The 13,186-nt window shown below is 68.8% G+C and carries 15 protein-coding genes; 7 read left to right on the forward strand and 8 right to left on the reverse strand.

Features of this window, described 5'->3' with window-relative positions:
• Positions 1–47 precede the first annotated feature (47 nt).
• Positions 48–908 carry an SMP-30/gluconolactonase/LRE family protein gene (locus ABZX02_RS16285; protein ID WP_355298838.1) on the reverse strand — a complete coding sequence of 287 codons (861 nt, stop codon included), beginning with the start codon at positions 906–908 and terminating at the stop codon, positions 48–50.
• 33 nt (positions 909–941) lie between these two features.
• Here ABZX02_RS16285 and ABZX02_RS16290 point away from each other — a divergent pair, with 33 nt between their 5' ends.
• Genes ABZX02_RS16290 through ABZX02_RS16305 form a run of 4 tightly spaced genes read left to right on the forward strand, consistent with a single transcriptional unit; the run spans position 942 to position 3,496 of the window.
• The gene (locus tag ABZX02_RS16290) at positions 942–1,553 is read left to right on the forward strand and encodes a rhomboid family intramembrane serine protease (RefSeq protein ID WP_355298840.1); all 612 of its coding nucleotides are present in this window, start codon (positions 942–944) and stop codon (positions 1,551–1,553) included.
• An 11-nt stretch (positions 1,554–1,564) separates the two neighbouring features.
• Complete coding sequence (murI, locus tag ABZX02_RS16295; protein ID WP_355299147.1) at positions 1,565–2,314, forward strand: glutamate racemase; 750 nt, start codon at positions 1,565–1,567, stop codon at positions 2,312–2,314.
• A 1-nt stretch (position 2,315) separates the two neighbouring features.
• Positions 2,316–3,083, forward strand: coding sequence for an MBL fold metallo-hydrolase (locus ABZX02_RS16300; protein WP_355298842.1), 768 nt, complete (start codon positions 2,316–2,318; stop codon positions 3,081–3,083).
• Complete coding sequence (locus ABZX02_RS16305) at positions 3,080–3,496, forward strand: OsmC family protein (protein ID WP_355298844.1); 417 nt, start codon at positions 3,080–3,082, stop codon at positions 3,494–3,496. The genes ABZX02_RS16300 and ABZX02_RS16305 overlap by 4 nt, the downstream gene beginning before the upstream one ends.
• On the opposite strand, the gene ABZX02_RS16310 is transcribed toward ABZX02_RS16305, so the two are convergent.
• The gene (locus ABZX02_RS16310) at positions 3,454–3,948 is read right to left on the reverse strand and encodes a DUF2231 domain-containing protein (protein WP_355298846.1); all 495 of its coding nucleotides are present in this window, start codon (positions 3,946–3,948) and stop codon (positions 3,454–3,456) included. The two genes, ABZX02_RS16305 and ABZX02_RS16310, sit on opposite strands and share 43 nt — an antisense overlap.
• A 49-nt stretch (positions 3,949–3,997) precedes the next feature.
• Here ABZX02_RS16310 and rph point away from each other — a divergent pair, with 49 nt between their 5' ends.
• Both rph and rdgB read left to right on the forward strand, forming a co-directional pair.
• On the forward strand, positions 3,998–4,765 hold the full coding sequence (gene rph, locus ABZX02_RS16315; RefSeq protein WP_355298847.1) for a ribonuclease PH: 768 nt from the start codon (positions 3,998–4,000) through the stop codon (positions 4,763–4,765).
• Complete coding sequence (gene rdgB, locus ABZX02_RS16320; protein ID WP_355298849.1) at positions 4,762–5,361, forward strand: RdgB/HAM1 family non-canonical purine NTP pyrophosphatase; 600 nt, start codon at positions 4,762–4,764, stop codon at positions 5,359–5,361. Before rph ends, rdgB begins: the two co-directional genes overlap by 4 nt.
• Here rdgB and ABZX02_RS16325 read toward each other — a convergent pair.
• The 6 genes from ABZX02_RS16325 to ABZX02_RS16350 all read right to left on the reverse strand — a co-directional run bounded on the left by ABZX02_RS16325 (position 5,358) and on the right by ABZX02_RS16350 (position 11,992).
• Positions 5,358–8,219 (reverse strand): NACHT domain-containing protein, encoded by a 2,862-nt coding sequence (locus ABZX02_RS16325; RefSeq protein ID WP_355298850.1) that lies wholly within the window; start codon positions 8,217–8,219, stop codon positions 5,358–5,360. The two genes, rdgB and ABZX02_RS16325, sit on opposite strands and share 4 nt — an antisense overlap.
• Before the next feature lie 10 nt (positions 8,220–8,229).
• The gene (locus tag ABZX02_RS16330) at positions 8,230–8,568 is read right to left on the reverse strand and encodes a multidrug efflux SMR transporter (RefSeq protein ID WP_355298852.1); all 339 of its coding nucleotides are present in this window, start codon (positions 8,566–8,568) and stop codon (positions 8,230–8,232) included.
• A gap of 279 nt (positions 8,569–8,847) precedes the next feature.
• Positions 8,848–9,315 carry a thioredoxin-dependent thiol peroxidase gene (gene bcp / locus ABZX02_RS16335; protein WP_355298854.1) on the reverse strand — a complete coding sequence of 156 codons (468 nt, stop codon included), beginning with the start codon at positions 9,313–9,315 and terminating at the stop codon, positions 8,848–8,850.
• 22 nt (positions 9,316–9,337) lie between these two features.
• A complete protein-coding gene (locus ABZX02_RS16340; RefSeq protein ID WP_355298855.1) occupies positions 9,338–9,865 on the reverse strand; it encodes a hypothetical protein in 528 nt (175 codons plus the stop codon).
• 338 nt (positions 9,866–10,203) lie between these two features.
• Complete coding sequence (locus ABZX02_RS16345) at positions 10,204–11,232, reverse strand: LLM class flavin-dependent oxidoreductase (protein ID WP_355298856.1); 1,029 nt, start codon at positions 11,230–11,232, stop codon at positions 10,204–10,206.
• A 7-nt stretch (positions 11,233–11,239) separates the two neighbouring features.
• The gene (locus ABZX02_RS16350; protein WP_355298858.1) at positions 11,240–11,992 is read right to left on the reverse strand and encodes a hypothetical protein; all 753 of its coding nucleotides are present in this window, start codon (positions 11,990–11,992) and stop codon (positions 11,240–11,242) included.
• A gap of 38 nt (positions 11,993–12,030) precedes the next feature.
• Between ABZX02_RS16350 and ABZX02_RS16355 the strand changes: the two genes are divergently transcribed.
• A complete protein-coding gene (locus ABZX02_RS16355; protein ID WP_355298860.1) occupies positions 12,031–13,134 on the forward strand; it encodes an FAD-dependent oxidoreductase in 1,104 nt (367 codons plus the stop codon).
• Positions 13,135–13,186 lie beyond the last annotated feature (52 nt).

The following is a 13,186-nucleotide window of genomic DNA, read 5'->3' on the forward strand; positions in this document are numbered from 1 at the left end:
TCGTATCTCGTCGGCTCACGTCGTGAGCACTGATTATTCGGGGGAGCTCACCCGTTGAACGCGACGCCGGGCACGCCCTGGCCGACGCCGGGCAGCACGAGCACCGACCCGTTGAGCTGCCGGTCCATCAGTGCCTGATCGGACAGCCCGGTGCGCGCCGACGTCACGTAGAGGTCGGTGAAGTCCGCACCGCCGAAGCAGCACGCCGTCGGGTTGTCGACGGGGACCTCGATCTCGCGGTCCAGCTCGCCGTCCGGGGTGTACCGGCGCACGGCGCGACCGCCCCACAGCGCGACCCACACGCACCCGTCGGCGTCGACCGTGAGCCCGTCCGGCCAGCCCTCGGTGTGGCCGACGTGGGTGAGCGGCCGGCGGTTCGAAACCGTGCCGGAGGCGTTGTCGAAGTCGAGGACGTCGATGCGGCGCGTGGGGGTGTCGATGTAGTACATGAGCGTCGCGTCCGGGCTCCAGCCGACGCCGTTGCTCGTGTTCACCTTGTCCAGCATGACCTTCGCGCTGCCGTCACCGCTGATCCGCGCGAGCCAGCCCTCGTCCGCGGCCTGGTCGTAGCGCATGGTGCCGGCCCACAGGCGGCCCGACGGGTCGACGCCGGCGTCGTTGCCGCGCACGCCCTCGCGGGCCCAGTAGACGAGCCAGGACTTGGCGCCGTCGCGGTCGATCAGCGCGATGCCGTCGCGCAGGTTGCAGACGATGCCGCCCTGCGCGCGGGGCTTGGCGGCACCGACGTGCTGGGGGACGGTCAGCACCGCGTCGTCGTCGCGGGCGGGTGCGTACCGGTGCACCTCGGAGGCGAGGATGTCCACCCACAGCAAGGTGGAACTGCCGTGGTCCCACGTCGGGCCTTCGCCCAGCTGGGCGGATGCGCGCACCGCTACTTCGATCGACACCCAACCACCCTAAAGGGCACGTACCCTGGACGTGTGGACCGCACCGCGCTCGCGAAACGGGTCATCCCGCCGCACCCAGTGCTGTCGTTGCTCGTCGTGGCGGGGTTCGTCGGCTTCCTCTACGTCGTCGAGGCCTTCGACGTGGCGACCGGCGGCTCGCTCGAGGACGACGGCGTGCGGCCGCGTGACTTCAGTGAATGGGACAACCTGCTCTGGATGCCGTTGATCCACGGCGACTGGAGCCACCTCACCGGCAACGCGGTTCCGTTGCTGCTGCTCGGGTTCCTCGCGACCTCGGGCGGGCTGGCGCAGTTCGTGCAGATCACCGCCGTGATCTGGCTGTCGTCCGCGCTGGGCGTGTGGGTGTTCGGCAGCCCCGGCAGCCACATCGGCGCGTCCGGGCTCGTGTTCGGGTTCCTCGCGTTCCTGCTGGTGCGCGGCGTCTTCGCGCGCTCGTGGCTGCAGCTGGTGATCGCGGTCGGCGTGTTCGCGCTCTACGGCGCCGCGCTGTGGGGCGTGCTGCCGGGCCAGCCGGGCGTGTCCTGGGAAGGCCACCTGTTCGGCGCAATCGGTGGCGTTCTCGCTGCCTGGGGTGTTTCTCGCGACAACCGGCGGACCACGACACCGGCTACATTCACCGCGTGACGATCGGGATCATGGACTCGGGCGTCGGCGGCCTGACCGTCGCCCGCGCGATCATGGACCAGCTGCCGGGCGAGTCGATCCACTACATCGGCGACACGGCTCATGGTCCGTACGGACCCCTCCCGATCGCGCAGGCGCGCAAGCACGCGCTGGAGGTCTGCGACCGGCTCGTGGACGAAGGCGCGAAGATGCTGGTGATCGCGTGCAACACCGCGTCCGCCGCCTGCTTCCGCGACGCCCGCGAGCGCTACGACGTGCCGGTGGTCGAGGTGATCCTCCCGGCCGTGCGGCGCGCGGTGATGACGACCCGCTCCGGCCGCGTCGGCGTGATCGCGACGCTCGGCACGATCAACTCGCACGCCTACCAGGACTCGTTCCAGGCGGCCCGCGACGTGACGGTGACGGCGGCGGCGTGCCCGCGGTTCGTCGACTTCGTGGAGCGCGGCATCACCTCCGGCCGGCAGGTGCTCGGGCTCGCGCAGGCGTACCTGGAACCGTTGCAGCGCGCCGAGGTCGACACGGTCGTGCTGGGCTGCACGCACTACCCGTTGCTGACGGGCGTGATCCAGATCGTGATGGGCGAGCACGTGACGCTGGTGTCGAGCGCCGAGGAGACGGTGAAGGACGTCGTGCGGCTGCTGACCGAGCGGGACGAGTTCGCCGTGGAGCCCGCCGTGCACCGGGTGACCTGCACCGGACCGCCCGAGCGGTTCGCGAAGCTCGCGTCGCGGTTCCTGCCGACCTTCGAACAGTGGGGCTGACGTGCTGCTGACCGTGCTCGGGTGCTCCGGCAGCATCCCCGGCCCCGGCGCGGCCGCGTCGGGATACCTGCTGGAGGCCGAGGGGTTCACGCTGGCGCTGGAGTTCGGCAACGGCGTGCTGTCGCGGTTCCAGGAGGAGCGGCCGCTGTTCTCGATGGACGCGCTGGTGCTCTCGCACCTGCACCCCGACCACTGTGTCGACGTGTCCTCCCTTTACGTGGCGCGGAAGTACCACCCGTCGCCGCCGTCCGCGCGGTTGCCCGTCTACGCCCCGCAGGAGGCCCCCTCGCGGTTCGTGGCGGCGTACGCGCCGAACGAGGCCGAGCGGTCGGCGCTGGACTTCGGCGACGTGTTCGAGTTCCACGGCCTGGGCTCGCGGGTCGAGATCGGACCGTTCACAGTGGACTCGGCGGTGGTCGCACACCCTTGCGAGGCCTACGGGTTCCGGATCTCGTGCGGCGGAGCGACGTTCGCCTACACCGGCGACAGCGGCCCGTGCGCGGCGCTGGACACCCTGGCCGAGGGGGCCGACGTGCTGCTGAGCGAGGCGAGCTGGACGCACGCTCCCGGCCGCCAGCCCGACCTGCACCTGTCCGGACGCGAGGCCGGCGAACTGGCCGCACGGGCGGGGGCCGGTCGGCTGCTGATCACGCACGTGCCGCCGTGGACGTCGCGCGAGGACGTGCTGGAGGAGGCCCGGTCGGCGTTCGGCGGGCCGAGTGAGCTGGTCGTGCAGGGCGGCCGGTACGAGGTGGGGGAGCGGACATGATCAACCTGGAGCGCGTGGGCGAGCACGAGTTCGTCGCCACGAACGGCCGCGGTGCGTCGGTCAGGATCGGCCGCAAGGGCCAGGAGGGCTCGTTCAGCCCGGTGGAACTGCTGGTCGCGGCCGCCGCCGGGTGCGCGGTGGTGACGTCGGAGACAGTGATCCTGCGCAGAACAGGCGGCGATCAGCTGACAGCGGAGGCGGACGCGGTCCAGTCCGAGAGCGGCAACGAGGTGATCTCCATCCCGGTGACGCTCTCGTACGACCTGTCCGCCGTGGACGACCCCGAGGCGCTGGAGGTCGTCGTCCGCCGCGCCGTGGAGCAGTTCTGCACGGTCACGCGCACGCTGAAGCAGTCGGCGACGGCCCCGCTTCAGCTCCCGACACCGCTCCAGACGGCCTCCGACCCGCTGTGACCGGCCCGCACGGTCTGCACGACCGTGCCGACGGCCAGCAGCACGACCAGCACGGACACCACGACCGAGACCACCCGCCACGTCTTCGTGGTGGGTGCCTCCGCCTGCCGTTCGCGGTCGGCGAGCCGCCCGGCCACCAGCAGCGCGATCACCGCGACGCCGAACCCGAGCGCGATGGGCAGCAACGTCGTCCCGAGGTCCGCGTGCGTCTGGATGGCGGGGTTGGGCCCGACCCTGCTCTCGAGCGCGGCCTGGAGGTCCTCACCGGCCTGCTTGGCCACCGGAACAGCGGCGACACCGGCGAGGGTGACCCCGAGAACGGGCCACGCGTACTTCTGCCGCCACCGCGGGACCAGCGCGATCGCGACCGAACCGAGCGCCGCCAGGGGCAGCAGCACGACCACCGCGTGCACCAGCAACGGGTGAAGCGGAATACCGTCGATCGTCAGCATGTCTCTCCCTACGCCATGGCGCTCCGCAGGGTTCATTAGGGTAGGCGCCGTGGTGCGAAGCGACGGCCGAAACGACGACGTGTTGCGTGACATCCGGATCACGCGTGGATATCAGACCTGGCCCGCGGGCTCGGTCCTGATCGAGTTCGGGAACACCCGCGTGCTGTGCGCCGCGAGTGTCACCGAAGGCGTCCCCAGGTGGCGTCAGGGCTCCGGCCTCGGCTGGGTGACCGCCGAGTACGCGATGCTCCCCTCGGCCACGCACAGCCGCAGCGACCGCGAGTCCGTGAAGGGCCGCATCGGCGGCCGCACGCACGAGATCTCGCGCCTGATCGGCAGGTCCCTGCGGGCGTGCATCGACCTCGCGGCCCTCGGCGAGAACACGATCGTCATCGACTGCGACGTCATCCAGGCCGACGGCGGCACCCGCACGGCGGCGATCACCGGCGCCTACGTGGCCCTGGCCGACGCCGTCACGTATCTGGGAGCGGCAGGCCGCCTGGCCGACCCGTCACCTCTCTCGTGCGCGGTCTCCGCCGTGTCCGTCGGCGTGGTCGACGGCCGCGTCCGGCTCGACCTGCCGTACGAGGAGGACTCGCGGGCCGAGGTCGACATGAACGTCGTCGCCACCGACGCGGGCACGTTGATCGAGGTGCAGGGCACGGGCGAGGGAGCCACGTTCGCGCGGTCCACTTTGGACCGCATGCTGGACGTCGCGCTGCGCGGCTGCGCCGAGCTCAACCGCCTGCAGGCTCGCGCGCTGGCCGAGCCGTACCCCGGTGTGCTGCCGGAGCCGAAGTCCGGTGGCAAGCGGTGAAGCTGCTCCTGGCGTCGCGCAACGCGAAGAAGCTCCGTGAGTTGCAGCGCATCGTGGTGGCGGAGTCGTTGGACGGCATCGAGGTGCTGTCGCTTTCGGACGTGCCGGAGTTCCCCGAGGCGCCGGAGACCGCGCCCGACTTCGAGGGCAACGCGCTGGCGAAGGCTCGTGACGCTGCTGCGGCCACGGGTCTGGTGTCCGTTGCCGATGACTCCGGGCTGGCTGTCGACGAGTTGAACGGCATGCCTGGCGTGCTGTCCGCCCGGTGGTCTGGGCGTCACGGGGATGACGACGCGAACCTGGACCTGTTGCTCGGTCAGATGGGCGACGTGCCGGACGAGCGGCGTGGTGCGGCGTTCGTGTCTGTCGTGGCTCTTGTTGTGCCGGGTGGGGAAGAGGTTGTGGTTCGTGGGGAGTGGCGTGGCACTTTGCTTCGCGCTCGTCGTGGGACCAATGGCTTTGGGTACGACCCGATCTTCGTGCCGGAGGGGTCTTCGGTCACCTCTGCCGAGATGACGGCGGAGGAGAAGGACGCGGAGTCCCACCGGGGGCGCGCGCTCAAGCTCCTGGTGCCACACCTGCGCAAGCTCGTCTAGCCGACCCAGTCGACGGTGATGTTGGGGCCGAGTTCTTCGACCCCAACATAGGTCTTCCTCCTGTAGAGCCTCAGTGTCAGCGACTGATCCTGCAGCGGACGAACGTCGACAGAACTTCCGCTCATCAGAGTCAGGCTTCGTAGCCCCGGCAGTTGCGGGAACGTCTCGAGGCTGACTGCTCCGCTGAACGACAGGCTGCTCAGGCCGGTCACTTCGGCCAAGGCACCCAGATCACATTCCGGCGCCGCGCCGCTGAGAATGAGGGTGCTCACCGACTTGCCGCGGAGGAAGTCCAGGCTTGACCACGGATCTTTCTGGATCAAACCTAGGGTTGGGACGCTCGGCATGGACGCGGTGTTGATGTAGCACCGTGCATCGATCAGTTGAGCGAACTGAAGTTCTGTCCCTCTGAACGGTTCGAGGTCGATTTCGCCACGCAGTAATGCGACGATCATGCGTAGTCGAGGAAGATCTTCGATGAAGCTGAAATCCACTGGAAACTCTGACCTGTGCAGCGAGAGACTCAGGCCTGTTAGTCGGGTGAGCCGAGCCAGGTGGGGAAGCTGGCGAACCGATTCCACCATGACCACCCCTCCCTTCAGCGCTGCGTCTGCGAGGACCTCTTCGGCGTAGCGCTGGAGGTCGAAGTGCAGCCAGGCACTGAGCAGCGCCTCCTGCACCTGTGATCTGGGATCAGACGCGTAATCCTTGAGTTTGGTCAGTGCCTCCGGCGATCCCACCAGCGCGGCGCTGCGGACCGTCGCGGCAGCTGAGGCCGCGGAGAGCTCGTCGAGCGAGTTGGGCAGGTAGCGGAGCACCCGGTGGCCGATCGTCGCCAGCGATGCCGTCTCCTTCTTGCTGCGCGGTGGCACGAGCCGGTCCCGGATGATCGCGTCGATCCGATCGCATACCTCGGCGTCGGCGTCGAGGACCGTTTCCAGGCACGCGGCGGCGAGAAGCCGGAGCTTCCGAGCCCTGCGCGGTTCACGATCGGCCCGGTCCAGCACGCCGGTCAGCAACTCGTTCACCTGCGATCGCTGGCCGTGGCCGCAGGCCAGCACGATCGTCTGCGTCCACGAGTCCTGGTGGGCGTGAGCGATCAGCGTCTCGACCTGACCGTCCTGCATGGCTTCTTCGCCGGCGAGGTACTCCTGGAAGGTCCTGTGCACGAAGTCGACCCGGCCGGGAACCGGCTCGCGGACGACACCACTCCGCTCCAGCAGGTGGGTGAGGACGGCTTCGGACTGCTCGTCGACGTTGGGCATGGAACGGAGCTTGCGCGTGATGTGCTCGCGCACCCTGGCGGTGGAGAGCTGGGTCAACCCACCCAGTTGCAGGCGCCAAGCGAGGTCGCGCAGCACCACCGTCTTGTCCGAAGCGGTCAGGATCCGGGCGATGCCGCGTTCGGCGTCGCGCAGGTCGAGCAGCATCGCCAACGCGGCGGAGTACAGCTCCATTCGACTGTGCGGCAGTTCGGAGATCCTGCCGAGGTTCAACGCGCACAACATCGCGCACAGCAGAGGTGACGAAGCCAGGCCCTGCAGGTGCCGGCGGCTTTCGAGCTGGGTGAGCAACCGCCGTTGGGTCTCCTCGGGGGCACCGGCTGCCTCGTGCCAGCGCTGCAGGAAGACCTTCACGTCGCCAGGGCTCATCTGCTCCAGCTCGACCGACTCGAAGGCCAGCTCTGCCAACCACTTCTCGTCCGTGGCGGCGGGGCGTGCGGTCACCACGACCTGGGCTTCGGGGAAGGTGTGCAGCAACTCCCGCAGCCACTCGCGGACCTTCTGCCGCTTGTGCGGTGGCACTTCGTCGACGCCGTCCACGAGCAGAAGTCCTTTGCCCGCGTGCAGAACGCGGTGCACCCACGCGGCGGGCATGACACCCGTGAGCCAGTCGGTGACGAACTGTTCCGGCTTGGGCAGGCGATCTTCCACGTACGCGCGCAGGCGGATCGGGAACGGCACCAACCCGTTCCACGGCTCGAGGTTGCCGCTGAACCCACCGCGAGCGGCTGTCACCGCGAGCCAGTCGAGCAGTGTGGTCTTTCCCGAACCGGCTTCACCTCGCACGTAGGTCCGTTGTGCGAGCGCTTCTTCGACTCGCACGCCTGAGTGCTGGAGGTGGTCGACTTCAGTGAACCAGCTTGGTTGTTGCCGTTTCTCGCCCAGGACCGTGAGGCTCAGGTAGGCGACGCTCAGCGCGAGGCGCGGCCGGTCCTTCATCGACAGGCCCAGGAGTTCCAGGTGGTCCAGGGAAGCCCCGATGTAGCGCAGGTACTCGTCGCGGAACTCGTCGTCGTTGTCGGTGCCCTGCGGCGCGTACAGCGAGGTGCGGGGGAGTCTGGACAAGACGTCGTCGAGTTGAGCGGCTTGAGCGGTGGCGCGGGACAGAACCTCGGCCAGGGCTCGCGGCTGGAACGACGGAAGTGCCCTGACGATCTGCACGAGGTAGCGGCAGGACTGGTCGAGGGCGAGTTCGTAGCAGCGGCCCAGATCGGCGCGCGGCACCGAGCGGCGGATGCGTTGGGCCAGGGTCTCCGGGTCGGCGTCGTCGGCGAGGAGGGCCGCGTCGGACAGGTCGACGTACGAGAGTGCCTCCTCCACTGCGGTGAGGGAGGAGGCGATGTCGTTGTCGGAGAAGCGGTCCAGGGCCGATTCCAGTTGTTCGGTCACCTGGTGGCCGATGTGTTCGACCAGGGTCTTCAGCTTGGCCTGCTGGGTGGGCTTGGAGAGTTCGGCCGCGGCCAGTTCGGTGAGCGACAGCGAGCGCTCGTCGGTGTGACTTGCCAGCCACTCGGTGGCGGCTCGGAGTGCTACTGACTGGCCGAGTTTGGAGACGGCCTGGATTTCTAAGCCCACCCAAACGAGGTTAGACGGCTGCCTGGGCGTGGGAGGCGACCGACACGACGCAGACGCCTGCGGCGATCAGGGCCATGCCGCCCAGCATCGCGAGGTTCAGCGGGTCGGCGAAGAGCACTCGGCTGGTGATGGCCACCAGGGCGATGCCGGCGCCTGCCCAGATCGCGTACGTGATGGCTACCGGGACGCCCATTCTGATCACGAGCGATTCGAGGTACAGGGCGGTCAGGAAGCCGGTTGCGAGGCCCGCCACCGGCCAGGGTTTGGTGAAGCCGTCGGAGTATTTGAGGCAGAGGGTCGCGAAAACCTCCGCGCCCACGGCGAGGGCGAGCAGTATCCACTTGAGCATTGAATTTTCCCAGCGCGAAATGCACGCAGCGTGACGCGTGCGTGTTGAAGAGAACGGGTGGCTTGAGGCGGAAACGCCTGGTCAGCCGCCGCGCGTGGGGAAGTGGACTCGCAAGACGAAATCAGACGGGATGTCGGGGCCGTTAGGTGCCGTCACGCGACACACGGTGTATCACCCTCACCGGAACAAGGGGCGGCTTTGTGCACGCCCTCGTCTCGACCATACCCGAAAAAAGGACCGCCGTCGCGTTTCGGCGACGGCGGTCTCACATCGGGTGAACTAGGCAGGGAGTTCGCGCAGCAGTTTGGCCACGTGGCCGGTGGCGCGGACGTTGTACATGGCCTTCACGATCTTGCCGTCCGGGCCGACGAGGAACGTCGAGCGGATGACGCCCTGGACGGTGCGGCCGTAGTTCTGCTTCTCGCCGAAGGCACCCCACTCGGTCAGGACCTTCTTGTCCGGGTCGCCGAGGAGCGGGAAGTTCAGGCCTTCGGAGTCGCGGAACTTGGCCAGCTTCTCCTGCTTGTCGGGCGAGATGCCGACGACCTCGTAGCCGGAGTCGGCGAGGGCGCCCAGGTTGTCGCGGAAGTCGCAGGCCTGCTTCGTGCAGCCCGGCGTGCTGGCGGCCGGGTAGAAGTACACGACCACGGACTTGCCGAGGTAGTCGGACAGGGACACCGGCTTGCCCTCGCTGTCGGGCAGCGTGAAGGCGGGCGCGGTGTCGCCCGGTTCGAGACGACTGGTCATGCCCCAGAGACTATTCCCGGGACTACGCCTGGCCCTCGAAGACGGTGGGCGCGTCCTGGCCCTGTCCGCCCGGCTGGACGGTCAGCTGCATGCGCACGGTCGACTCCGGTACCGCGAACGCCAGTTGGAGCTGGGTGTCGCGGCCGGGCGGGAGTTCGGCCACGGCGGTGCCGAGGCCGTTGAGGCCCTGCACCGAGTCGACGAGCTCGGCCGCCGGGTCGCCGTTCGCCGTCGCGCGGACGGCCAGCTGCGACGGGCGGTACGGGGTCTTGGAGCCGTTGTAGACGGTGATCGTGAAGACCGCGGTGCGATCTGCCTTCGGGATCGCCGTTTCGGACGGCTCGAGGGAGCGCGGTGCGGAGATCACGACGGAGAGGCCGGACGCCCACACGCGTTGCGTGCCGAAGGCCGCGGCGCCGGACGCGCTCGGTGTCTCGGCTCGTTGCTCGACCGTCAGGTTCTCGTCGGGGGTGACGGCGACACTGGGGCCCGCACATCCCGCCACGGCCAGCAACAGGCACAGGCCCGCGGCCGATTTGGCGAACTTCACGAACTCCCCTTTCCCACCCCGGCGGTGGGTGTGAACGACTCACGTCAACTGTGACGGTGCAGAAGGGGGAGTGCGAACGAAAGAGGCCTGAAGAAGCGGACCTGGTGCCGGGCCGTGGCCGACTCGTGATGGGCGGCGTGGGCGGCGCCACAGAGAGCGCCGGCCCCACGCCGTCCTAGTGGTCGAGACCACTGGGTGAAGCTAGGGAGCGCGTCGGGGGGCGTGCGCGCTCACACCGATCATCGCCCACTGTGTGCCACGCGCTACAAGCGGAGCCGTTTATCACCCGTTCAGAGCAGTGTCAGTCGTACAAAACGTGAAGGTCACGCGTGGCCGACTCACGTATGTGCGGCTGAACGGCCCAGCGACGGCGTCCGTTCGGCGATCTCGCTGAGGAGTTCGAACGAACGCAGACGGTCATCGTGGCCGTGCACGATGGTCGTCACCATGAGCTCGTCGGCCGCCGTCGACTCCATCAACTCGTCCAGCCCGGAACGGACCGTTGAGGGGGATCCGATGATCTGCGTGGACATGCGGTCTTCCACCACGAGGCGGTCGATCTCGGTGTACGGGTAGTCCGCGGCCTCCTGGGGCGTCGCCAGCGGGCCGGGGCGGCCTTGGCGCAGCCGCACGAATGAGAGCGCTCCCGGACCTGCGATGTACTGGGCGTGCTCGTCGGTGTCGGCGACGAGCACGGAGGCGCACACCATCGCGTACGGCTCGTCGAGCACCTCGGACGGCCGGAAGTGGCGGCGGTACAACTCCAGTGCCGGCAACGTGTTCTGGGCGCTGAAGTGGTGGGCGAACGCGAACGGCAGTCCCAGCATCCCGGCGGCCTGCGCGCTGTAGCCGGACGACCCCAGCAGCCAGATCGGCGGCTTGTTGCCCGCGGCGGGCACGGCGTTGAGCTCGGCGGTGCCCTCGAAGTACTTGATCAGCTCGGTCAGCTCCTGCGGGAAGTTCTCCGCCGAGAGACCGGCTTCCGTGCGCCGCAACGCCCGCGCCGTCTTCTGGTCGGTGCCGGGCGCGCGGCCGATGCCCAGGTCGATGCGGCCGGGGTGCAGCGCCTCGAGCATGCCGAACTGCTCGGCGACCACGAGCGGCGCGTGGTTCGGCAGCATGACGCCGCCGGACCCGACGCGGATCGTCTCGGTCGCGTCCGCGATGTGACCGATCAGCACGGCCGGCGCGGACGAGGCGATGCCCGGCATGTTGTGGTGCTCGGCGAACCAGTAGCGGTGGTAGCCGAGGCGTTCTGCCTGCTGAGCGAGTTCCCGCGAGTTCCGCAACGCGGTGGTCGCGTCCGACCCCGACGTGATGGGCGCGAGGTCGAGCACGGACAGCGGGATCTCACTCAGACGGCTCATGCATCGATCAACACCGATACTTCGTCACTTCTTCCGTGAGCCGGGTAACTCGTTTCGCGGCCTTCTCGTAGGTGGTGCCCTCCGGGTGCAGCGTCAGGACCGCGACGATGCTGAACCAGCACGTCCCGGACGTGTGCAGAGCAGGCGACTTGGTGTCGAGCTCCCACTGGATGCGCGGACGCGGCCGGTTCACGCACGGCGTCGTCGGGTCGCCGAAGCCCGACCACCCCTGCTTGAACGCGGGCTTCCACGTCGCCGACGGCAACCCGAACGACTGGTCGAACCCGTCGGACGCGCACTTCTCGGCCCGTTGCAGGTGGCCCATGATCGTGCGCCGCACGTGTGGCTTCGCTTCCTCCAGCACGTACCGATAGATCTTTACGACGTCATGCGCGCTGACGGCCGTGTAGCCCCACATGCCGCGGTTCTCCGGTGGGCGGGTGTCCTTGAGCTTCAACCGCTCGGCCGTGCGCACGACGACCTGCTCCCAGCCGTTCTCGACCCACAGCTCGCTGGCCGCGTAGTCGTCGCTGACCCTCAACATCGGTTCGATGCGCGGGTCGTCGCCGCGCGTCTCCAGCTGTTCGATCGCGATCAGGATCTTCACCAGCGAGGCGGACCTGATCGGTTTGTGCACGTCCCGGCCGGTCACCTGGTGCGTGATCCGGTCGTAGACCGCGTAGGAGGCCGTCGGTTCGGGGACGGGCGCCGTCGTGGAGACGGGTGCCGCGAGCAATGCCATGCTCAGAAGTAGGTGCACGCTCCCCGAAGCTAGCGATCTTGTTCCATTTTTGCCGGATGTTTCGTGGCTCACAAAGGGAGAAGGAGCGGAGGCCTCCCATCGTTGTTCGTGGTGTGACGGACGTGGTGGTGATCGGCGCGGGACAGGCGGGCCTGTCCGCCTCCTACTTCTTGCGGCGGCGCGGTGTGGACCACGTGCTGCTGGACGCGAACGACGCTCCCGGCGGCGCCTGGCTGCACCGCTGGCCGAGCCTGCGGATGCGGACCGTGCACGGCATCCACGAGCTGCCCGGCATGCCGTTCGAACAGCCGTCGCCGGACGAGCCCGCCAACGAGGCGATCCCGTCGTACTTCGCCCGCTACGAACAACTCTTCGACCTGCCCGTCGTCCGACCCGTGAACGTCACGCAGGTCGTGAACGACGGCGAACTGCTCAAGGTGGAGACGAGCGCCGGCGTCTGGACCGCGCGTGGCCTGATCAACGCGACCGGCACGTGGCGCCGACCGTTCTGGCCGCACTACCCGGGCCAGGAGACGTTCTCGGGACGTCAGTTGCACACCGCCGACTACCGGGGGCCTTCGGACTTCGCGGGCAAGCGAGTGGTGGTAGTGGGTGGTGGTGCGTCGGCGACGCAGCAGTTGATGGAACTCGGTCCTTTCGCGGCGGAGACCCGCTGGGTCACGCGGCACGAACCGGTGTGGCGGGAGGGACCGTTCACCGAGGACTACGGCCGCTGGGTGGTCGGGATGGTCGAGGAACGCGTGCGGGCCGGGTTGATCCCGCGCAGCGTGGTCAGCGTGACCGGGCTGGCGTTGAACGACGCGACCCGTGCGGCGCTGGACTCCGGGGTGCTGGAGCGGTGGCCGATGTTCTCGCGGATCACGCCTGGTGGGGTGGAGTGGGATTCCGGGGAGCGGTTCGAGGCTGACGTGATCCTGTGGGCCACGGGGTTTCGGCACGACTTGGAGCACCTGGCGCCGTTGCACCTGCGGGGTGCGGGTGGGGGGATCCAGGTGGAGGGGACTCGGGTGGTGGCGGATCCGCGGATCCACCTGGTGGGGTACGGGCCTTCGGCCAGCACCATCGGGGCCAACCGGGCTGGGCGGAGTGCTGTGCGGGAGCTGGTTCGGTACTTGGGCGGGGTGAAGGTGGCGGGCTGACGGTGGGCCGGAGGCGGGGGCTGGGACCGCGCTGGGCTGGGACCGCGCTGGG

Origin of the sequence: Lentzea sp. NPDC003310 (assembly GCF_040610935.1) — a bacterium.
Lineage (GTDB): Bacteria > Actinomycetota > Actinomycetes > Mycobacteriales > Pseudonocardiaceae > Lentzea.

What these genes read in the sequence shown, in the direction of transcription:
- murI (WP_355299147.1), top strand. Translation starts at nt 1,565, where the DNA reads ATGGACTCGGGCGTCGGCGGCCTGACCGTCGCCCGCGCGATCATGGAC.
- ABZX02_RS16345 (WP_355298856.1), bottom strand. Translation starts at nt 11,232, where the DNA reads ATGAGCCGTCTGAGTGAGATCCCGCTGTCCGTGCTCGACCTCGCGCCC.
- ABZX02_RS16310 (WP_355298846.1), bottom strand. Translation starts at nt 3,948, where the DNA reads ATGCTGACGATCGACGGTATTCCGCTTCACCCGTTGCTGGTGCACGCG.
- ABZX02_RS16305 (WP_355298844.1), top strand. Translation starts at nt 3,080, where the DNA reads ATGATCAACCTGGAGCGCGTGGGCGAGCACGAGTTCGTCGCCACGAAC.
- ABZX02_RS16330 (WP_355298852.1), bottom strand. Translation starts at nt 8,568, where the DNA reads ATGCTCAAGTGGATACTGCTCGCCCTCGCCGTGGGCGCGGAGGTTTTC.
- ABZX02_RS16355 (WP_355298860.1), top strand. Translation starts at nt 12,031, where the DNA reads ATGTTTCGTGGCTCACAAAGGGAGAAGGAGCGGAGGCCTCCCATCGTT.
- bcp (WP_355298854.1), bottom strand. Translation starts at nt 9,315, where the DNA reads ATGACCAGTCGTCTCGAACCGGGCGACACCGCGCCCGCCTTCACGCTG.